This is a genomic window from Zoogloea sp. JDB1 (genome assembly GCF_056724025.1).
Genome location: NZ_CM161496.1, coordinates 2,054,822 through 2,074,140, shown reverse-complemented (window position 1 = coordinate 2,074,140; position 19,319 = coordinate 2,054,822). Strand labels below are relative to the sequence as shown.

At 57.2% G+C, this 19,319-nt stretch carries 24 protein-coding genes; 1 reads left to right on the top strand and 23 read right to left on the bottom strand.

Going from position 1 to position 19,319, the window contains the following annotated elements; translation table 11 throughout:
- Positions 1-107: 107 nt before the first annotated feature.
- From AC1PPK_RS09315 to AC1PPK_RS09275, 9 genes are all read right to left on the bottom strand, one after another.
- Complete coding sequence (locus AC1PPK_RS09315; RefSeq protein ID WP_481117539.1) at positions 108-2,420, bottom strand: chemotaxis protein CheW; 2,313 nt, start codon at positions 2,418-2,420, stop codon at positions 108-110.
- A 49-nt stretch (positions 2,421-2,469) separates the two neighbouring features.
- The gene (locus tag AC1PPK_RS09310; RefSeq protein ID WP_374486250.1) at positions 2,470-2,835 is read right to left on the bottom strand and encodes a response regulator; all 366 of its coding nucleotides are present in this window, start codon (positions 2,833-2,835) and stop codon (positions 2,470-2,472) included.
- 26 nt (positions 2,836-2,861) lie between these two features.
- Positions 2,862-4,106: a methyl-accepting chemotaxis protein gene (locus tag AC1PPK_RS09305; RefSeq protein WP_481117538.1), complete on the bottom strand. Its 1,245-nt coding sequence runs from the start codon at positions 4,104-4,106 to the stop codon at positions 2,862-2,864.
- A gap of 24 nt (positions 4,107-4,130) precedes the next feature.
- Positions 4,131-5,126 carry a flagellar motor protein MotB gene (gene motB / locus AC1PPK_RS09300; protein WP_481117537.1) on the bottom strand — a complete coding sequence of 332 codons (996 nt, stop codon included), beginning with the start codon at positions 5,124-5,126 and terminating at the stop codon, positions 4,131-4,133.
- 43 nt (positions 5,127-5,169) lie between these two features.
- The gene (gene motA / locus AC1PPK_RS09295; RefSeq protein WP_481117536.1) at positions 5,170-6,021 is read right to left on the bottom strand and encodes a flagellar motor stator protein MotA; all 852 of its coding nucleotides are present in this window, start codon (positions 6,019-6,021) and stop codon (positions 5,170-5,172) included.
- Positions 6,022-6,211: 190 nt separating this feature from the next.
- Entirely contained in the window at positions 6,212-6,757 is a 546-nt protein-coding gene (gene flhC, locus AC1PPK_RS09290) for a flagellar transcriptional regulator FlhC (protein WP_481117535.1), read from the bottom strand.
- A 27-nt stretch (positions 6,758-6,784) separates the two neighbouring features.
- Positions 6,785-7,102, bottom strand: a complete 318-nt coding sequence (flhD, locus tag AC1PPK_RS09285; RefSeq protein WP_481117534.1) for a flagellar transcriptional regulator FlhD — start codon at positions 7,100-7,102, stop codon at positions 6,785-6,787.
- Positions 7,103-7,240: 138 nt separating this feature from the next.
- Positions 7,241-9,088, bottom strand: coding sequence for a putative bifunctional diguanylate cyclase/phosphodiesterase (locus tag AC1PPK_RS09280; RefSeq protein WP_481117533.1), 1,848 nt, complete (start codon positions 9,086-9,088; stop codon positions 7,241-7,243).
- 5 nt (positions 9,089-9,093) lie between these two features.
- Complete coding sequence (locus AC1PPK_RS09275; protein WP_481117532.1) at positions 9,094-11,109, bottom strand: diguanylate cyclase; 2,016 nt, start codon at positions 11,107-11,109, stop codon at positions 9,094-9,096.
- A gap of 169 nt (positions 11,110-11,278) precedes the next feature.
- Between AC1PPK_RS09275 and AC1PPK_RS09270 the strand changes: the two genes are divergently transcribed.
- Complete coding sequence (locus tag AC1PPK_RS09270; protein WP_481117531.1) at positions 11,279-11,830, top strand: NUDIX hydrolase; 552 nt, start codon at positions 11,279-11,281, stop codon at positions 11,828-11,830.
- Positions 11,831-11,861: 31 nt separating this feature from the next.
- Here AC1PPK_RS09270 and AC1PPK_RS09265 read toward each other — a convergent pair whose 3' ends face one another.
- From AC1PPK_RS09265 to rplF, 14 genes are all read right to left on the bottom strand, one after another.
- The gene (locus tag AC1PPK_RS09265) at positions 11,862-12,194 is read right to left on the bottom strand and encodes a TonB family protein (RefSeq protein ID WP_481117530.1); all 333 of its coding nucleotides are present in this window, start codon (positions 12,192-12,194) and stop codon (positions 11,862-11,864) included.
- 437 nt (positions 12,195-12,631) lie between these two features.
- A complete protein-coding gene (gene rplQ, locus AC1PPK_RS09260) occupies positions 12,632-13,033 on the bottom strand; it encodes a 50S ribosomal protein L17 (protein WP_481117529.1) in 402 nt (133 codons plus the stop codon).
- 26 nt (positions 13,034-13,059) lie between these two features.
- The gene (locus AC1PPK_RS09255; RefSeq protein WP_079432672.1) at positions 13,060-14,040 is read right to left on the bottom strand and encodes a DNA-directed RNA polymerase subunit alpha; all 981 of its coding nucleotides are present in this window, start codon (positions 14,038-14,040) and stop codon (positions 13,060-13,062) included.
- A gap of 42 nt (positions 14,041-14,082) precedes the next feature.
- Positions 14,083-14,712: a 30S ribosomal protein S4 gene (gene rpsD / locus AC1PPK_RS09250; RefSeq protein WP_481117528.1), complete on the bottom strand. Its 630-nt coding sequence runs from the start codon at positions 14,710-14,712 to the stop codon at positions 14,083-14,085.
- Positions 14,713-14,726: 14 nt separating this feature from the next.
- Positions 14,727-15,116, bottom strand: a complete 390-nt coding sequence (gene rpsK, locus AC1PPK_RS09245; RefSeq protein WP_079432670.1) for a 30S ribosomal protein S11 — start codon at positions 15,114-15,116, stop codon at positions 14,727-14,729.
- A 12-nt stretch (positions 15,117-15,128) separates the two neighbouring features.
- Positions 15,129-15,491, bottom strand: a complete 363-nt coding sequence (gene rpsM, locus AC1PPK_RS09240) for a 30S ribosomal protein S13 (RefSeq protein WP_079432669.1) — start codon at positions 15,489-15,491, stop codon at positions 15,129-15,131.
- Positions 15,492-15,544: 53 nt separating this feature from the next.
- Positions 15,545-15,658 (bottom strand): 50S ribosomal protein L36, encoded by a 114-nt coding sequence (gene rpmJ, locus AC1PPK_RS09235; protein WP_079432668.1) that lies wholly within the window; start codon positions 15,656-15,658, stop codon positions 15,545-15,547.
- Positions 15,659-15,683: 25 nt separating this feature from the next.
- Positions 15,684-15,902: a translation initiation factor IF-1 gene (gene infA, locus AC1PPK_RS09230; protein ID WP_153162180.1), complete on the bottom strand. Its 219-nt coding sequence runs from the start codon at positions 15,900-15,902 to the stop codon at positions 15,684-15,686.
- 4 nt (positions 15,903-15,906) lie between these two features.
- Positions 15,907-17,169, bottom strand: a complete 1,263-nt coding sequence (gene secY / locus AC1PPK_RS09225) for a preprotein translocase subunit SecY (protein WP_481118200.1) — start codon at positions 17,167-17,169, stop codon at positions 15,907-15,909.
- A 74-nt stretch (positions 17,170-17,243) separates the two neighbouring features.
- Entirely contained in the window at positions 17,244-17,684 is a 441-nt protein-coding gene (gene rplO, locus AC1PPK_RS09220; protein WP_481117527.1) for a 50S ribosomal protein L15, read from the bottom strand.
- Entirely contained in the window at positions 17,685-17,867 is a 183-nt protein-coding gene (gene rpmD / locus AC1PPK_RS09215) for a 50S ribosomal protein L30 (RefSeq protein WP_481117526.1), read from the bottom strand.
- Between the two features lie 3 nt (positions 17,868-17,870).
- Positions 17,871-18,398, bottom strand: coding sequence for a 30S ribosomal protein S5 (gene rpsE, locus AC1PPK_RS09210; RefSeq protein WP_481117525.1), 528 nt, complete (start codon positions 18,396-18,398; stop codon positions 17,871-17,873).
- Between the two features lie 12 nt (positions 18,399-18,410).
- A complete protein-coding gene (rplR, locus tag AC1PPK_RS09205) occupies positions 18,411-18,764 on the bottom strand; it encodes a 50S ribosomal protein L18 (RefSeq protein ID WP_374486275.1) in 354 nt (117 codons plus the stop codon).
- 12 nt (positions 18,765-18,776) lie between these two features.
- Entirely contained in the window at positions 18,777-19,310 is a 534-nt protein-coding gene (rplF, locus tag AC1PPK_RS09200; protein WP_481117524.1) for a 50S ribosomal protein L6, read from the bottom strand.
- Between the last annotated feature and the right edge of the window lie 9 nt (positions 19,311-19,319).

The following is a 19,319-nucleotide window of genomic DNA, read 5'->3' as shown; positions in this document are numbered from 1 at the left end:
GAACACTCGCCTTTACGGCACGGGACACCTTTTCTGAAGCCAGGGAAGGTGTCCGTGGCACCAAAAGTTACGCTTGCTGGCCCCCGCCCCGAAACGGACCGGTCCGCTCAGGCTGCTGCCGGCATAACCCGCCGCGCCATGCCGACCAGCATCGGCACGTCGAGGATCAGCGCAACGCGCCCGTCCCCCATGATCGTGGCGCCTGCAATGCCCTGGACCCGACGGTAATTGGCCTCCAAGCTCTTGATCACGACCTGATGCTGACCAATGAGCTGGTCAATGAACAGAGCGGCGCTCTGACCGTCGGCCTCAAGCACGACCATGATCCCTTTCGACCAATCGGTGATCGCACCGGGAATACGAAACACCTCATGCAAACAGACCACCGGCAGGTATTCACCGCGCACCTGGATCAGGCGCTCCACGCCGGACACGCTCTTCATCATGCCCCGCTCGGGCTGCATGGACTCCATCACATAACTGAGCGGGATGATGTAGGTTTCCGGCCCGACACCGACACTCATGCCATCTAGGATGGCCAGCGTCAGCGGCAGACGCACGGTGATGCGGGTTCCGATACCAGCCATCGAGTCGAGCTCGATTCGCCCTCCCATCGCCGAGATGTTCTTTTTGACGACATCCATGCCGACGCCGCGCCCCGACACTTCAGTCACCTGATCAGCGGTGGAGAAACCCGGCTCCATGATAAGTTGCCAGACGTCCTGATCACTCATGGAATCGCTGACGGACATCCCCCTCTCCCTGGCCTTGGCCAGGATTCGGGCACGATTGAGACCCGCACCATCGTCACCGACTTCGATGACGATGTTGCCGCTTTGATGATACGCACTGAGGGTGATCGTCCCCGTTTCCGATTTGCCTGCCGCACGCCGCTTCTCGGGCGTTTCGAGACCATGGTCGAGACTGTTGCGAACGAGGTGAGTGAGCGGATCGGTGATTCGCTCGACCAGGCTCTTGTCCATCTCGGTACTCTCTCCAATGGTCTTCAGCTCCACCTGCTTGCCCAATTTATGGGACAGATCGCGTACGACCCGCGGAAAACGGCTGAACACTACCGAGATCGGCATCATCCGGATCGACATCACGGACTCCTGCAGGTCGCGGGTATTGCGCTCCAATTGCGCCAGACCGTTGATCAGACGTTCGCAGATGACCGGATCCACATTGACGGCAGCCTGGGTGAGCATGGCCTGAGTAATCACGAGCTCACCGACCAGATTGATCATCTGGTCCACTTTTTCAACACTGACCCGAATAGAACCGCTATCGCCCGCCCCCGCCGTACGCGCCGACGACTTGCGGACTGCCTGAGGAGGTGCCACCGCGGCTGCCGCCGGCACCTCCTCGGTCACCTGCACTTCGACCGCCACTGGCAACGCGACCTCAACGACCGCCGGCAGGGGCTCGAACAGCCCATAAGCCGTTTCCTGCGTCAGTTGGGCAGGCGCCTCGACCTCCTGCACCGGCAACTCGGTGAAGAACCCGTAGGGCTCTGCCACCTGCTGCCTCGCCAGCAGATCGGCCACCTCCTGCTCGTCAAAGAATCCGTAGGCCTCCTCGGTCGTCACCTTGTCGGCCACGGAGGACGAAAGCGGCTCGAAGAAACCGTAGGCATCGTCGCTGCTGCGCCACTCACCTGTCCCCGCTGCCACCCCTGGCAAATCGTCGAAAAAACCGTATGCCTCCTCTTTCTCTCCCTCGGCGGTAACGAGAGGCTCAATGCGCAAGGATGCAGCGTCGGCCACGAAGTCGAGGATCCCCGTCAGGACATCAGCATGCGCGTCAGTCACGATGCGCAGGTGGCAATGGCGATCGCCCGACGTCGGCGTCTCCAGCACATCCACCGTTCCGATCCGTCCGAGCTCAGCAAGCAGATCCGCAAACGCGTCCCGCTCGCCCCCCACAGCACCGGTCAACGCAAACAGCAGATCAAACCCTGCGGGCGAACGCGGCGCCTCAGGCTGAGGATCGGGCAAGGGCACAACAACCGACGCATGAGACTGCGTCTTCCGTGGCCCGTCGAGCGCCCGACACAGGCCTTCGAGTCGATGGCAAATGGCTTCAGCTGCCGCCCGATCCGCCTCATCCTCCCCACGGTGGGCGGCCAGCAAATTCTTCAGCACATCACCAGCAACCAGCGATGCATCGACCATCTCATCCGTCAAGGGTGCTTCGCCCTTGCGCACGCGATCGAGCATGGTCTCGAGGATGTGGGTGACTTCCATCATGTCTTGGAAGCCGAACGTCCCACTTGATCCCTTGATGGAATGCGCAGCCCGGAAAAGGGCATTTACATCTTCCGGATCGGGTGCCCCCGGATCGATGGCGAGCAGCAATGCTTCCATGCTCGCCAGATGTTCGGCGGCTTCCTCGAAGAAGACCTGATAGAACTGGCTCATATCTATGGCCATAACTGCCTCCCGTGATGCCCGCCCTGCACCTGCGTAATTAGCCGATTACCTTCTTGACCACTTCGATGAGTTTCTGCGGATCAAAAGGCTTCACCAACCAACCGGTAGCCCCCGCCGCGCGCCCTTGAGATTTCATGGTGTCAGAGGATTCGGTGGTCAACATCAGGATGGGCACCGAACGATACTGGGGCATGGCCCGCAACGATTTGATCAGCGACAGACCATCCATGCGCGGCATGTTCTGGTCAGTCAAGACCAAGCTGCAGGCCTTGGCCTTGGCTTTGTCGAGACCATCCATGCCATCTACGGCCTCGACAACCTCGTAGCCAGCGCTTTTCAGGGTGAATGAAACCATCTGCCGGATGGAAGCAGAATCATCAACAGTCAGTACGATCTTGGCCATCGTCTCTTTCCTAGGGTTCTTGAAAACTAAAACAAATCGATCTCGCCATGCGAGACTTCCTGAACGCGCCCGTCAGCGCACTCTTCGACAACGACAAGTTCCGCAAGCCGCTTCTGGACCGAATCGGCCGCATTCTGCAAGGAACGAACATCACCCGCACCAGCTGACCGAATCTCTCCAATCAGGGCGTCCAGTGCCTGCTCGACAAGACCGAGCCCTTCGATCCGCCTCTGCATACGGCCGATCAGTTGCGACACGAGATCCTGAAACTGCAACGCGATCACCGCTCGGCTCACTTCCGCATCCATCGCATGGGTATGCTCCCCCAACTCGTGGATGGCCTCGGTGCGCGCCTTGTTGATCGCCTTCATCGACATCAACACCCGCTCAACCTGCTGCTTCGACTCCAATGCGAAGTTCATGTCCGTGGACGCCAGCTTGGCGATGGCGTCCTCCGTGCCCTTGACCCCCTCCCGCATTGACTTCATCACCACGGCAATCTGCTGGCTGAACTGGGTCGTACGCGTTGACAAATCCCTCACTTCATCAGCCACCACGGCAAATCCGCGGCCAGCCTCCCCGGCACGTGCTGCCTCGATGGCTGCATTGAGCGCCAGCAGATTGGTCTGTTTGGCAATCGCTCCAATCTCGCCGAGAATCGTCTCGACATCACTAGCACGCTTGGAGATGCGATCAGTGAGCTCCACGAGCTCCATGCCAAGCTTGCTGTTCATGATCACGCTATCCACCACCCGTTGCATGACGCCGGAGGTATGGGCGACAAAGTCGTCGACACGACCGGCTCCGCCGTCCATGGAGTCGCCGTCCTGAGCAAGCCCGAGAGCGATGGTCTGTTGTTCGTTGGTAGAGGACAGAATTCCCTGGAAGCTTTGCGTCAACGTCACGATGGCTCCGGATAGTCTTTCCTCCACGCTTCGGATCTCGCGCAGCACGGCTTCATGCTGACGCCGGAAACCCTGAATGCTGTCACGCAGGATATTTTCCACCGCCGCCAGGCCCGCCGCATTGGACGGCACCTGCTCGTGTGGCGCAGGCCGTAACGAGTCCAGCCCCGACATCAGCAGCACACAGCACCAACCAATGGCGAGCAACGCACAGGCCAGTACCTGCCAAGCACTCGCTTCGAACAGGAGAACGGCTGCGCCGGTGACCAATACAGACCAGACCACACCCGCCAATACCGCATTTGATCGTGACATTTTCCAGCACCCGGCCAATCGGATCACCAGCCCCCACTCATCGCCATTCACCACATCGCCTCTCTGCGCAGAGCTTCACTGTGCCGGGCGCGCCCCTTTTATCATGCTGCGGCGAATATCCGTCGCGTCCACGTCGTCTCCACTACCGACCTCCAGCGTCCGATTAGTATTCGCCTTCAGTGCAGCCTCGGCGCTCCGATTGAGAACGATGATGCTGATCCTTCGGTTGATTGCTGCATTCGGATTTGCCGCATCAAGCGGTACGGTATCGGCAAGGCCGACAACCCGTACCATCTTCCCTTCGGCGAGCCCCCCTAGCACCAGTTCCCGCCTGGATGCGTTGGCCCGGTTTGCGGAAAGCTCCCAGTTCGAGAACCCCCGCTCTCCCCCCGCATAACGCGTCGAATCCGTATGCCCGGAAAGACTGACACTGTTCTCCACACCATTGAGCGTCGCACCGATGGCACGCAACAATTCTTGAGTGTAAGGCTTGAGCGTGGCACTCGCCGAATCGAACATGGGTCGATTCTGCTCATCCACAATCTGGATACGCAGGCCTTCCGACGTAATATCCAGCAAGAGCTGGTTCTTGAAAGCTCTTAGACTAGGACTGGCTTCAATAATGGCCTCAATCTGCCCTTTCAAGTCCTCCAGCCTGGCCCGCTCCTTGCGTTCTTCGCTCTTGCTCTGGATATTCTTGCCGTCATCCCCCTCTGGCTTGGTCGCGCCCTTTGCGGCCTCGATATTGATTGATCGTTTGCCATCCACATCACCTCGCTTGACCTGCCCGACCGAGCGCGTCAAATCCTGCCCCCCACCAGCAATCGGGCTGAGCGCATCACCCGCCCCAGAACCGCCATTCATGGCCACCTTGAGCGGAGAACTGAAGAAATCAGCAATCCCTTTCAGATCCCCCTGCGCAGTCGAGCCCAAGAGCCACATCAACAGAAAAAAAGCCATCATGGCCGTCACGAAGTCGGCATAGGCAATCTTCCAGGCGCCACCGTGGGCTCCACCGCCGCCCTTCTTGATCTTCTTGACAACAATTGGTTGCTGGGTATCGTCGCTCATCCGGCGTCCCCTCCCGCTTCACGGGGATTCATGATGGCCGATCTCACTTGCGACTCTTGATGGCTTCTTCCAACTCGGCAAAGCTGGGTCGATCCGACGAGAACAACACTTTCCGGCCGAACTCCACGGCCACCTGAGGTGCATAGCCGTTCATGCTGGCCAGCAACACAGCCTTGATGCACTGGTAGATCTTGCCCCCTTCATCCACCTTCTGCTCAAGCTGTCCGGCAACTGGCGCGACGAAACCGTAGGAAACCAGAATACCCAGGAAGGTCCCGACCAGCGCACCGCCAATCATCTTTCCCAGTACCGCCGGGGGCTGGCCGACCGACCCCATCACGTTCACCACACCCATCACCGCCACGACGATACCAAAGGCCGGTACACCGTCAGCGACCTTGGACACAACATGAGCCGGACCATGGGCTTCCTGATGATGGGTTTCCATCTCCACATCCATCAGGTTCTCGATTTCAAATGCGTTCAAGTTACCGCCGACCATCATCCGCAAATAATCGCAAAGGAAATCGACCGCGTGATGATCTGCCGCAAAAGCCGGATACTTTGACAGGATGGGGCTGCCTTCGGGATTCTCGACATCCCCCTCGATCGACATCAGCCCTTCCTTCCGCACCTTCGCAAGGATTTCGTACAGCATGCACAACACATCAACATAGAACGCCTTGTTGTATGGCGATCCCTTGAAGATGGTCGGCAGCGCGGCAATCGTCCCTTTGATGGCCTTGGGACCGTTGCCTGCCACGAAACCACCAATCGTCAGGCCGACAATAGCGATGTACTCGGTAGGCACCCACAGTGCAGCCAGACTGCCGTGCACCGCGTAAGTGCCTAGCGAAGCCGCCAGGATAATCACGTAGCCGATGATCAAAAACATCGCCGAAACCTCTATCAGCGGATGCGTCCCTACGGCAGTGCATCCGGATTGTTATTCTTCTCCGGCGATATCGGCCCTCGCCCCAGAAACTTGAGCGCTCCGAGCAAGCCTATCGTCCCCTGCGACACAAAAACACAAAAAAATACCGCCACAAGAATGGCGGTATTTTCGATCAAACGATCCAACTCTCTCAGGGTGACGCAGCCTCCCTACCCGGCACAACCCGTCGGGTCTTGCCTGCCCGGGAGGGCACATGACACAGCCCGCACACATACTCGTGGGTGGGATCGAAGGCATGCGCCACAAATTCCCCACCACAGCATGTACAACGGGCTGATTGCAGCATGTTCGCATCGAAGAAGCGGATCAATGTCCATGCGCGGGTCAGGCTAAGCACCTGCTCCATCTCGAAGGATTCGATGTGCTCGTTGTACAGGCGATAAGCCTGCACAATCGCATCCAGCCCTTCCAGCTTGGCATGCTTGCGCACAAAACGGTGCAGAGCCATGAATAGAGAGGCATGGATGTTGGGCTGCCACGACATAAACCAGTCCGTGGAGAAGGGCAACATTCCCTTGGGTGGAGAAACCCCCTTAACTTCTTTGTAAAGCTTGAGCAATCGCTCACGACTCAACGAGGTTTCCGCCTCGAGCATCTGCATTCGCGCCCCAAGGCGGATCAACTCCACGGCCTTCTGGATGTCCTGCGCCTCAAGCAAGACACTCTTGTTACGCATACCAAGGCCTTTGAGCCATTATGCAGCTCAGGCCAGATCCTCGACAGGCCGACCTGCGGCGAGAATGGCTGCATGCAGATGTGCAGTACCACGCTCCCGCCCATGCGCCGACAGCAGATCGACGAGCATCGTGTCGTTAAAGCGGAACTGGCACAACAGCATGTTTGAACTAGCCATTCGGAGGACCTGCGATGCACTCAAGCCCTCGAGGATCCCAGCGACATCCTCTCCAACCCCCAAGCGATAGATGGCGGCAGCACGATCCTCTCGCAGCATCTGCTGAGCCAGCATGAGGTAAGCGAGATTCAACTCCCTGATTTCATCTTGCATACCGTTGATGCGCATGGTTTCCTCCTCGGCATTCGTCCATCGTATGCGGCAAATTCTGCCGTTACCCGGCAATACTCACCATCCGACGGCTACGGATTATGAAGTAAGAAAAAACTACATACAACTGTAAGGAAATTACTTACACCATCAATATCAACTCGAGCTGCGATGTACATCCAATGATGCTCCATCAAGCCCACCATTCACAACCCCAGTCAGCGCGGCCCGAAAATCCCTTGCGGCTACAGGCCTGCCGAACAAATAACCTTGGAAGCAATCACATCCATCGGTGAGTAGGGCATCCACCTGACTCGATGACTCTACCCCTTCCGCGATCACATGCAGTCGCATGCTACGCGCCAACACGATGATCGCGCGGACAATCGCGGCGTTTTCTTCGTCGTCGCACAAATCCCTCACAAAGGACTGATCGACCTTGATCACATCAACCGGGAACCGCTTGAGGTAGGCCAGCGACGAATAACCGGTACCGAAATCGTCGATAGCCACCCGAACACCCATGTTCTTGAAGGCCCTCAGCATCGCCACTGCCGTTTCAGCATCCTGCATCAAGGATGATTCGGTAATCTCGAGTTGCAGACCGGCCGGCGGCAACCCCGCATCCTCCAGCGCCAGCCGTACCGACTCGATGAGACGGGGCTGAGCAAACTGAACGGCAGACACATTAACCGACACGAACATGTCGCTTCGGCCCATATCGCGCCATTGGCGGCACTCTCTGCAGGCCTCCCGCAATACCCATTCACCAAGTTCAATGATCATCCCGTTTTCGTCCGCAATCGGGATGAAACGATCCGGCCCGATCAGCCCCAAGCGGGGATGACGCCACCGCAGCAAGGCCTCTGCACTGACCACACGGCCATCACTGCCTTCGACGCAAGGCTGATATGCAACCCACAACTCATTTCGCTCAATGGCGAAACGCAGATCACTCTCCAGGGCAATTCGCTCAACCGAACCGATCAGCATGTCCGACTCAAAAAAGTGGAAGCCGTTCCCTCCCCTCCGCTTGACGACACTCATGGCGGCTTCAGCATTCGTCAGCAAAGAAAAAATATCGTCATCTCCCTCACACATCCAAGCCACACCGACGCTGACCGACAGGAATAACTCGATCCTGTCCAGCGCAAACGGGAGCTCGAAAGCACGCAACAACCATCTAGCAAACACATCTGCCGCCCCGCGCTCACAGACGCCGGGCACCAGAATACCGAAAGCATCCCCCCCCAGGCGCGCCACGAGTCCGTGGGATTCTGAACTCTCCAGCAAGCGTTTGGCCACCTGACGCAGAAGGACGTTGCCAGCCTCGTAGCCGAAACTCGAATTGATGCGTTGAAAGCGATCCAGATCAACGTGGAAAACTGCCGCCCTCAACATCGTCCGCAAGGAATCCGCCTCGCGTGCCCACTCAGCCAGGCGCGCGCACATGAGTTGCCGGTTCGGCAGGCGGGACAGAGAATCGAAATAGGCCAGGGCCTGAATCTGGCTACCAGCTTCCCGAGCCAGCCTCCGAGCCGCAGCCCCCCGCAACTCTCGTGTTATCACCGGCACAAGGCGCGCATAGCTCCCCTTTGGCACATAATCGCTAACGCCATCCAACATGGACGAGAACGCCTGCTGATCACTGATGACGCCAGAATAGATAACAAATGGCAGGTCGCTGCCACTCTCCTTCAGAACCTGCAGGGCCGCCGTGGAATCGAACCCTGGCATTCGGTGATCGGAAATGACGATATCCCATCCCGGCAGACGCAGCGCATCCTGCATGGCACGCGCATTGTCAACACGTTCGCAGCGGACTCTCATCCCACGTTTCGTGAGTTCTCGACCTAAAAGAAAGACATCATCCTCGCTATCATCAATCACCAAGATTCCGATGTCGCCGTCAACTGTCTCTACGCGACGTCCCGCATACCCATTCAGGCTCATCGATGCGCAACCATCATTGTCAGTTACAAGACCAGGACGAGATAAATCCATGGTCCTCAGTGCGGTGGGATCACAGGCCCTGCGCGCGAAACCTGTGCGCTCATGATCCTGTTGCGTCCCTGCTCCTTCGCCAAATAGAGGGCTTGGTCGGCACGCTTAATCAGGGCGTCCGGCTCCGACATTTGCCCATCTCGGCTTGCTACTCCAATACTGAGAGAAATTCTGAGAGATACGCCATTGATCGGCGTTCGTGCATTATCGACCGCAAACCGCACACGCTCCGCGCAAGCAAACGCCGCATCCAGATTCGTATCCGGGCAGATGACAAGGAATTCATCCCCCCCCGTCCTAGCCACTACGTCTTGAGCACGCAACGCGCCCTTGACCACGGTAGCGACGTGCTTCAGAACTGCATCACCAAGATCATGGCCGTGAGAATCGTTGTAGTGCTTGAAATGGTCCACGTTGACGACCATAACTGACAAGGCACGACGCGTACGAGACGACACCTGCCATTCTTGCTGAATGCGATCCATCGCATAGCGCCGATTCGGAAAGCCCGTCAGCGCATCGGTCAACGCTACCTCCTGGAGCCGTCGGTTGGAGACGGCCAATTCCGCGGCAAAACGACGAATCTCCTCACGGTCACGATCCACCTCCTGTTGCAGCCGAATGACCCGCTGTCCGGCGCGCAACCGTGCTGCAAGAACCCGTGGGTTAATCGGCTTGTTCATGAAATCGTCGACACCATTCTCAAATGCCTCGATCAACCGATCATCGTCATCAAGACTGGTCATGATGAGAATGTAAATGGCACGTCCGATCTTCGTCTGACGTAACGCACGAGTCAATTCGAGCCCGCTCATCTCGGGCATGACCCAATCCACGATCATCAACTGGGGCTGAAATTCGAGCGCCATCTCCATGCCCCTCCGGCCATCCCCGGCCTCCATCACCCGGTGCCCGACTGTCTCCAGAACCTTGCGGACAATGCCCCGCATGGAAGCATCATCGTCAACAAGAAGCACCCGCATCGCGAGGCTCCCGAAACCAGGGGCATCCGTACCGAGAAGCTGCCCGACAGCCACCGCCCCATGACTATCGGACATCTGCACCTCATCCGACAAATCCACTCTCTGCGCAGCAAGCTCCTCACCACGAACAGCCAATTCATCAAATGACGGGACGTCCTCAGCCTGCAAAGCCAGTAGCTGCCCCCAAGCATGCCACTCGCTGACGACGTGGTCGCAAAGCTCGGTAACCGCGGCACGATCGAAGGCAAGACTCTCCCCGATATCGAAAAGTCGCCTCATCAGATTTGGGCGCTCTGGTGCCTCGGCAATACACACCTCAGCTATGTAGGCGGCCAGATGGAGTGAATGCACAACCACCCGCTCACGGGATCCGTCCGGATAATCGGACTCCTCCGGAACCTCCGCAAAATAGGCAGTCTCATAAAAGATACGTGGCATCCCCCAGTCGGAGAGCATTGCAGACGTCAGCTGCCGGTGATCCATTGCAAACGCCTTCTGCTCGAGCTGGAGCAAGCTCAGATCGCGGAACTCCACCATCCGCCCCAAGACTCTCCCGTAATCCTCCGGATAAAGCGTGGCGAGCGCCAATTCCCCCACCCTGGCCAGCAACCCCAGACAGAACGTCTCTTCAGCAGCTGCGCTCCGCGTTCGCTGCGTGATGGCCTGCATCGCAATGCCATACACTAGACACCCGCTCCAGTAGCGTTCGTAATCGAACCCCTTGCATGCCCCTCCCCGATAATTCGACAGCAGCGAAAAACCAAGTGCAAGCGTACGAACGGCAGGCAGCCCCAGCACCATCAGAGCCTCATGTACGGACGCCACAGCACGACGACCGAGGCCGGCTCTGGAATTCGCTGCCTTGATCAAGCGTCCCACAAACGCCGGATCCGTCTTTACAACCCGAGTGAGATCGTCGATCGAACTACTCTCCCGCTGGATCAACTTGATGATGGCCAAGGCAACGCCCTTGGGAGAGGGCAGCTCCCCGGAGACTTTGAGCTGCTCGAACTTCTTGATGTCAATCGACGCTGCCATATCCTCGCCTGACTCTCGTCAGCGTTTCCAGTCTAGTCGGTCAGTCTCTGAAGATCCCGTGCGCTCAATTGAGCCATGCTCCAATCGTCACCTCTTGGGCACAAGCCGCACGTATACCCGGCGAGCATTGAATTAGAATGACCGGAATGTCCAAGCCCATCTTCCGACCATGAATTTCTGTTCCCATTGTGGCGCCCCCGTCAGCCTCAAAATCCCACCTGGCGACAACCTGCCCCGCCACGTATGTGACCAGTGCGGAACGATCCATTACCAGAACCCGAAAGTCGTCGTTGGCGCCATCGCCGAATGGGAAAACAAGATCCTCATGTGCCGACGAGCAATCGAACCACGCTACGGTTGCTGGACTTTACCCGCTGGCTTCATGGAAAACAACGAAACCACAGGCGAAGCCGCATTGCGCGAAACCCTTGAAGAAGCGGGTGCACAGATTGCACTGGCAGAAATGTTCACTTTTGTAGACCTGCCTCACATCAGCCAGATCCACATCATCTATCGCGCGAAACTGCTTGACCCCGACTTCTCACCAGGTGAAGAGTCCCTTGAAGCATCCCTGATCACCGAAGCTGAAATCCCCTGGGATGAGATCGCGTTCCGCTCAATCGACTACACGCTGAAGTGCTATTTCGAGGACCGCCGCCGCGGCCGCTTCGATCTGCACACGACGACGCTGGCCATCCCTATCCCTGGAACTTATAGATAGCAGTTAATTCTGCCTTGGAAACATAGTTACATTACATCTCTTCAAACAAGACGGGCAGCACGACTGAAAAGTGCTGATCGGCGACTGGCGCCTGCACTACCGACACGGCACGCCTCACCAAGGCCAGCGCACTCTCATCCAAAGCACCCGTTCCACTGGACTCCCCGATACGGACATCCGGAAACGCACCCTCCGGCATGACATGCACGACCACGACGGATCGCCCCGTTTGCCCTCCAACAAGCGAGATTGCCGATGCTTGCTGCAAACGAACGGCAGCGCTAGCCAAAGCAAGGCGATAACGCCCGATCTGAAGCTCAGACACAGTCCCATCTTCAGCCGTTGAAGCAGTTGGCTGACTCAAGACCACGCTCCCGGCTAGAAGCCCCCCCTTCCTACCAGCCTTGATTTCATCATTAGACAGCTTTTTTTTAGAGGCAGCCTGACTCGAGCCTGGCACATCCCGGGACAAAACTCCCCGCGATGCTTCCGTCCCTGCATCGTTCGGCACCATAGCCCGCCACGGCTGCCTCTCCCCCTCAGATCCTTGGACAACAGCAGCCGCCAAGTGGGTTGCGGGGATTTGCACAAAGCGCACAACTAAGGGCGTAACAGACGGCCCAGCAGACCTAAACGAACTTGGCCAAAACAAGACGAGATGCAGGAACAGTGATACTGCGAATACAGCATATACACACCGCCCCATTTCCCAACCCCCCGACCCTGATTCACACCGCGCAAAAAAGTAAAAAGGGCCAGCAAATGCTGACCCTTTTCACAACCTACGTTCCGACCCCTAGCTTACGCAGTAACCTGCTCAGCTTCCGGAGCTTCGACTTCGCCCTCCGGACGATCCAGCAGCTCAACGAACGCCATCGGAGCGTTATCGCCATCGCGGAAACCGCACTTCAGGATGCGCAGATAACCACCATTGCGAGCAGCAAAACGCGGACCCAGTTCGTCAAAAATCTTAACGACGATTTCACGATCGCGCAGGCGGTCGAACGCCAGACGACGATTAGCCAAGCTCGACTTCTTGCCGAGCGTGATCAGCGGCTCAACAACCTTCCGCAGTTCCTTTGCCTTCGGCACGGTCGTCTTGATGACTTCGTGACGCAGCAGGGAGTTTGCCATGTTGCGCAGCATAGCCTGACGGTGGCTGCTAGTGCGGTTGAGCTTGCGAAGACCGTTACGGTGACGCATTTGAAATTACCTCTTCTTCGTTACGCTCAACCGAGCTTTTCCAGCCCGGCCGGCGGCCAGTTTTCTAGTTTCATGCCCAGCGTCAAACCGCGCGAGGCAAGGACTTCCTTGATCTCATTCAGCGACTTGCGCCCCAGATTCGGAGTCTTGAGCAATTCAGTTTCGGTGCGCTGAATCAGATCACCGATGTAATAAATGTTCTCAGCCTTCAGACAATTCGCGGAGCGAACCGTCAACTCGAGATCATCTACCGGACGCAAAAGGATAGGATCGATAGCCGGAGCCTTCGGAGCCTCCACCGCCGTCGGAGTACCCTCGAGATCAGCAAAGACGGAAAGCTGATCCATCAGAACACGAGCAGCGAAACGCACTGCTTCCTCCGGATCCACCGCACCGTTGGTTTCAATATCGAGAACCAGACGATCCAGATCGGTACGCTGCTCCACCCGCGCACTCTCGACAGCATAACTAACGCGACGAACCGGGCTGAAAGATGCATCAAGAACAATGCGCCCGATCGTCTTCGACTCATTGGCAGCCGGACGCTGGTTGCCGGGCACATAACCACGCCCTTGCTCAACCTTGATCTGAAGATCCAGCTTACCACCTGGAGCAAGGTGAGCCAGCACGTGATCCGGATTGATCACCTCAACGTCGTGTGAGACTTCAATATCAGCCGCCGTCACCACGCCTTCACCAGACTTAGCCAAAGACAACGTCGCTTCAGCACGGCCGTGCAACTTGAGGACAACACCCTTCAGGTTGAGAAGAAGATCAACCACATCTTCCCGTACACCATCAAGCGTAGAGTACTCATGCAGTACGCCCTCGATCGACACTTCAGTCGGTGCGTAACCCGGCAGAGAGGACAGCAGAATACGCCGCAGGGCATTACCCAACGTATGACCGAAGCCGCGCTCAAACGGCTCCATCGTCACACGAGCGTGCACCGGCGAAACGTTCTGCACCTCAATGATGCGCGGTTTCAGCAGAGCATTACTTTGCATCGACAATCCTTCTATAGAGTCGCGCCTTAGGCGCGACCACCATTAACGCGAATACAGTTCGACAACCAGACCTTCATTCAAGGTCGCCGACAGCTCGGAACGCTGCGGGTAGGCCTTAAGGGTACCCTTGCCAGCCTTGATGTCGACGGCCAGCCATTCCGGAAAGCCACGAGACTCCGCAGCTTCCAGCGCGGCCTTGACACGCAGCTGATTGCGCGCGGTGTCGGTCAGCTGGATCTCATCGCCCGGACGAACGGTATAGGACGGAATATTAACCCGCTTACCATTCACCAACACGCCGTTGTGGCGGACTACCTGACGAGCTTCTGCGCGAGAAGCGCCAAAACCCATGCGGTAAGCCACTGCGTCCAGACGACCTTCTAGAAGCTGCAGCAGGTTTTCACCAGTCTGCCCCTTACGACGATCAGCTTCGGCATAAGTCTTACGGAACTGACGTTCAAGCACGCCGTACACCCGACGGATCTTCTGCTTTTCACGCAGTTGCACACCAAATCCGGACAAACGCTGACCGGATTTTTGACCGTGCTGACCTGGAGCGTAGGAACGACGCTCAATGGCGCACTTGTCGGTAAAACATTTTTCGCCCTTCAGGAAGAGCTTCTCACCCTCACGACGGCACTGACGGCACTTAGGGTCAAGATTACGAGCCACTGTTCAACTCCTTGTCAGATACGACGCTTCTTCGGCGGACGGCAGCCGTTGTGCGGGATCGGCGTGATATCAGTAATCGTAGTGATCTTGATACCCAGCGCGTTGAGCGCACGCACGCTGGACTCACGGCCAGGGCCAGGGCCCTTCACACGCACTTCCAGGTTCTTGATACCGCACTCAATGGCGACCTTACCAGCAGCCTCGGCAGCAACCTGAGCGGCAAAGGGGGTGCTCTTACGAGAGCCCTTGAAGCCCGCACCACCGGACGTCGCCCAAGAGAGCGCATTCCCCTGCCGATCGGTGATGGTGATAATCGTGTTATTGAAAGACGCGTGAACGTGGGCAATACCCTCAGCCACGTTCTTCTTGATCTTTTTGCGAACCTTCGCAGCAGTCTTAGCCATGTCTAATCCCTATTACTTCTTGCCGGCGATCGCCTTACGCGGCCCCTTGCGGGTACGGGCGTTCGTGCGAGTGCGCTGACCACGAAGGGGCAGACCACGACGATGGCGCACCCCGCGATAGCACCCCAAATCCATGAGGCGCTTGATACTCATCGTAACTTCACGGCGCAGGTCACCTTCAACGGTGAACTTCGCGACCTCGTCGCGCAGCCGCTCCATGTCGGACTCAGTAAGCTCTTTAATCCTGATTGCACGCCCGACACCAGCAGCGTCACAAATCTGCTGCGCGCGGGTGCGGCCGATACCGTAAATCGCGGTCAGTGCGATCTCAGCGTGCTTGTGGTTGGGAATGTTTACCCCTGCGATGCGGGCCATGCGTTCACCCCAAAATACTAAACATTAAATTATAAAGAATGCGGGTGACCGCATCAACCTTGGCGCTGCTTATGGCGCGGATCCGTACAGATCACGCGAACCACACCTTTGCGGCGGACGATCTTGCAGTTTCTGCAAAGCCGCTTGACAGATGCTTGAACTCTCATTTCTAGCTCCTAACTACTCTTTCTGTTATTTCGCGCGGAAAACGATCCGGGCTCTACTCAAATCGTACGGGGTCAACTGCACGGTAACCTTGTCACCGGGAAGAATACGAATGTAATGCATACGCATCTTCCCGGAGATGTGGCCCAGAACAACATGGCCGTTTTCAAGCTTGACTCTGAAGGTTGCATTGGGGAGATTCTCTAGAACCTCACCTTGCATTTCGATGTAATCTTCCTTCGACATAAGACTATTTGAGCGGAACCCGCGAACCCTTGAAGTTAGCCTTCTTCAAAAGGCTCTCATACTGGTGGGACATCACGTACGCCTGAACCTGGGACATGAAGTCCATCGTCACCACCACGATGATCAACAAGGAAGTCCCACCGAAATAGAAAGGAACATTCCACTTCAGGATCAGAAACTCGGGCAACAAACAAACAAGCGTGATGTAAACAGCACCTGCCAAGGTCAGTCGCATCAGGATCTTGTCGATGTAGCGCGCGGTCTGCTCGCCCGGACGGATCCCCGGAACGAATGCCCCACTCTTCTTCAGGTTATCCGCAGTCTCCTTGGAACTAAAGACCAACGCCGTGTAGAAGAAGCAGAAGAACACGATAGCCGTCGCATACAAGATCACATAGATGGGTTGCCCAGGAGCCAATGTTGAGCCGAGATCCTTCAACCACGCCATCTTTTCGGACGAACCAAACCACTGAGCAAGGGTCGCCGGGAACAAAATGATGCTGGACGCGAAAATCGGAGGAATGACGCCAGCCATATTGAGCTTTAGAGGCAAATGAGAACTCTGACCACCATAGATCTTATTCCCTACCTGCCGCTTAGCATAATTGACCAGAATCTTCCGCTGACCGCGCTCAACAAAGACCACGACACCTGTCACCACAACAACCAGTACGCAGATCACCAATGCGGTGAAAGGATGCATTGCCCCAGTCCGCACCAGTTCGAACAATCCGCCCAACGAGTTGGGAAGACCTGCTGCAATGCCGGCAAAAATGATGATTGAAATGCCATTACCCAGGCCACGTTCGGTGATCTGCTCCCCAAGCCACATCAGGAACATTGTCCCGGTAACCAGCGTGGACACAGTCACAAAACGGAACGTAAATCCAGGCTCAACGACCAAGCCCTGCTGCGACTCCAGAGCCACCGCTATACCTAGACCCTGAAACAGGGCCAACGCCAGCGTACCGTAGCGGGTGAACTGAGTGATCTTCCGTCGCCCGGCCTCACCCTCCTTCTTCAAAGCCTCTAGCTGCGGCGACGCAACTGTCAGCAACTGCATGATGATCGACGCCGAAATGTACGGCATGATCCCAAGCGCAAAGATGGTGAAACGAGAAAGCGCCCCCCCGGAGAACAAATTGAAAACTCCGAGAATGCCCCCCTTTTGACTCTTGAACAGATCACCCAAGGCAACCGGATCAATCCCGGGAACCGGGATGTGCGCGCCGATGCGATAAACGATCAGCGCGCCCAGCAAGAACATCAAACGTCGCTTGAGGTCCCCGAACTTACCAGGCGCCGCCAGTGCGGACTGTTGGTTCGCCACGCTGAACCTTCTTACTCGGCAGACTCGACGGAACCACCAGCAGCTTCGATAGCTGCCTTGGCACCCTTGGTCGCAGCCACGCCACGCAGGTTTACCTTGCGGGTAATGGCGCCGGACAGCACAACCTTAGCAGCGAGCGCATCAGCAGCAACAATCCCCGCTTGCTGAAGCACCAGCAGATCAACATCCTCAACTGGCAGAGCCTCAAGCTCGGAAAGGCGAACTTCACCGATACGAGCACGAGTCAAAGACACAAAGCCACGCTTCGGCAGCCGACGCTGCATAGGCATTTGACCGCCTTCGAAGCCCACCTTGTGAAAACCACCCGTACGGGACTTTTGACCCTTGTGACCGCGACCAGCAGTCTTACCCAGGCCACTACCAATACCACGACCAACGCGCTTTGCAGCGTGCTTCGCACCAGCCGCAGGTTTAATCGCATTCAGGCGCATTTAAGCCTCCAACTTAACGAGGTAAGCGACCTTGGTAATCATGCCCCGAATTGCAGGAGTATCCTGCAGCTCCACCGTATGATGGAGACGACGGAGCCCAAGACCGCGCACGGTTGCACGATGGGACTGTTTCGTGCCGATAACGCTCTTAACCAGCGTCACCTTCAGTTTCTTGTCGGACATGACTTACCCCTGAATCTCTTCAACCGTCTTGCCACGCTTGGCAGCGATGACGGAAGGAGCGTTGGTGGCCAGGAGGCCATTCAGCGTCGCACGAACCACGTTGTACGGGTTGGTCGAACCGATGGACTTCGCGATGATGTCCGTCACCCCCATCACTTCGAATACAGCGCGCATAGCGCCGCCAGCGATGATACCGGTACCCTGCGGGGCCGGCTGCATCAACACAGACGAAGCACCATGCTTCCCGATCACGGAGTGATGCAGCGTGCCGTTTTTCAGGGAAACCTTGGCCATCTTGCGACGAGCCTCTTCCATTGCCTTCTGCACAGCAACTGGGACTTCGCGGGACTTGCCCTTGCCCATGCCAATGCCGCCATCACCATCGCCGACCACGGTCAGTGCAGCGAAACCGAGAATCCGGCCGCCCTTCACAACCTTGGTCACACGGTTGATGGATACCATCTTTTCGCGCAGGCCGTCGTCGCGCTCCTCGGAGGCCTGCACTTTTTTATTACCTTGCTGCTTAGCCATGCTAAACCTCGCTTAGAACTTCAATCCGCCTTCGCGGGCGGCATCGGCAAGCGCCTTCACGCGGCCATGGTATTGAAAGCCAGCGCGATCAAACGCAACAGCCTCAACACCAGCGGCCTTGGCACGCTCGGCGATCAGCTTGCCGACCACCACAGCAGCGGCCTTGTTGCCACCGTTAGAAACCTGGGCACGCACATCGGCCTCTACGGTCGAAGCAGCCGCCAGAACCTTGGAACCACAGCCCGCGATAATTTGCGCGTAGATGTGAGAATTTGAGCGGAACACGGACAGACGGACTGCCTTCATTTCCGCGATCTTGGCACGGGTTTTCCGTGCACGGCGCAAACGCGTTTCCTTCTTGGTGATCATGATCCGCCCTTACTTCTTCTTGGTTTCTTTCAAGGTGACCACTTCGTCGGAGTAACGAACACCCTTGCCCTTATAAGGCTCAGGAGCACGATACGCGCGCACTTCAGCGGCGACCTTGCCGACGACCTGCTTGTCGACACCCTTAATGACGATCTCGGTCTGAGACGGGGTCTCTACCTTGATGCCGGCAGGCATCTGGTGCACCACAGGATGCGAAAAGCCGAGACTCAGATTCAGCTTGTCGCCCTGAGCTTGAGCACGATAGCCCACGCCCACCAGGTTGAGCTTGCGCTCAAAACCCTTGGAAACGCCGGTCACCATATTATTGACAAGCGCACGGATGGTGCCGGACATTGCCTGGGCATTAACCGCGCCTTCAATGGCGGAGCACTGAAGAGCATCACCCTGACGCTCAACCTTGACCGACGGATGCAGAGTCTGGGTCAGCGTGCCCAGAGGGCCCTTCACAATGATCTGGCCGTCACCGACAGTGACGTCCACTCCAGCCGGAACGGCGACAGGATTCTTGGCTACACGGGACATTGCACTCTC

What these genes read in the sequence shown, in the direction of transcription:
- motA (WP_481117536.1), bottom strand. Translation starts at nt 6,021, where the DNA reads ATGTTTTTGATCATCGGCTACGTGATTATCCTGGCGGCTTCGCTAGGC.
- infA (WP_153162180.1), bottom strand. Translation starts at nt 15,902, where the DNA reads ATGTCGAAGGAAGATTACATCGAAATGCAAGGTGAGGTTCTAGAGAAT.
- rpsM (WP_079432669.1), bottom strand. Translation starts at nt 15,491, where the DNA reads ATGGCCCGCATCGCAGGGGTAAACATTCCCAACCACAAGCACGCTGAG.
- motB (WP_481117537.1), bottom strand. Translation starts at nt 5,126, where the DNA reads ATGAGCGACGATACCCAGCAACCAATTGTTGTCAAGAAGATCAAGAAG.
- AC1PPK_RS09315 (WP_481117539.1), bottom strand. Translation starts at nt 2,420, where the DNA reads ATGAGCCAGTTCTATCAGGTCTTCTTCGAGGAAGCCGCCGAACATCTG.
- AC1PPK_RS09275 (WP_481117532.1), bottom strand. Translation starts at nt 11,109, where the DNA reads ATGGCAGCGTCGATTGACATCAAGAAGTTCGAGCAGCTCAAAGTCTCC.
- AC1PPK_RS09310 (WP_374486250.1), bottom strand. Translation starts at nt 2,835, where the DNA reads ATGGCCAAGATCGTACTGACTGTTGATGATTCTGCTTCCATCCGGCAG.
- rpsK (WP_079432670.1), bottom strand. Translation starts at nt 15,116, where the DNA reads ATGGCTAAGACTGCTGCGAAGGTTCGCAAAAAGATCAAGAAGAACGTG.
- rpmJ (WP_079432668.1), bottom strand. Translation starts at nt 15,658, where the DNA reads ATGAGAGTTCAAGCATCTGTCAAGCGGCTTTGCAGAAACTGCAAGATC.
- AC1PPK_RS09280 (WP_481117533.1), bottom strand. Translation starts at nt 9,088, where the DNA reads ATGGATTTATCTCGTCCTGGTCTTGTAACTGACAATGATGGTTGCGCA.
- rplQ (WP_481117529.1), bottom strand. Translation starts at nt 13,033, where the DNA reads ATGCGTCACCGTAACGGTCTTCGCAAGCTCAACCGCACTAGCAGCCAC.
- AC1PPK_RS09255 (WP_079432672.1), bottom strand. Translation starts at nt 14,040, where the DNA reads ATGCAAAGTAATGCTCTGCTGAAACCGCGCATCATTGAGGTGCAGAAC.
- rplF (WP_481117524.1), bottom strand. Translation starts at nt 19,310, where the DNA reads ATGTCCCGTGTAGCCAAGAATCCTGTCGCCGTTCCGGCTGGAGTGGAC.
- AC1PPK_RS09270 (WP_481117531.1), top strand. Translation starts at nt 11,279, where the DNA reads ATGAATTTCTGTTCCCATTGTGGCGCCCCCGTCAGCCTCAAAATCCCA.
- flhC (WP_481117535.1), bottom strand. Translation starts at nt 6,757, where the DNA reads ATGCGTAACAAGAGTGTCTTGCTTGAGGCGCAGGACATCCAGAAGGCC.
- rpsE (WP_481117525.1), bottom strand. Translation starts at nt 18,398, where the DNA reads ATGGCTAAGCAGCAAGGTAATAAAAAAGTGCAGGCCTCCGAGGAGCGC.
- secY (WP_481118200.1), bottom strand. Translation starts at nt 17,169, where the DNA reads ATGTTCTTGCTGGGCGCGCTGATCGTTTATCGCATCGGCGCGCACATC.
- flhD (WP_481117534.1), bottom strand. Translation starts at nt 7,102, where the DNA reads ATGCGCATCAACGGTATGCAAGATGAAATCAGGGAGTTGAATCTCGCT.
- rplO (WP_481117527.1), bottom strand. Translation starts at nt 17,684, where the DNA reads ATGCGCCTGAATGCGATTAAACCTGCGGCTGGTGCGAAGCACGCTGCA.
- rpmD (WP_481117526.1), bottom strand. Translation starts at nt 17,867, where the DNA reads ATGTCCGACAAGAAACTGAAGGTGACGCTGGTTAAGAGCGTTATCGGC.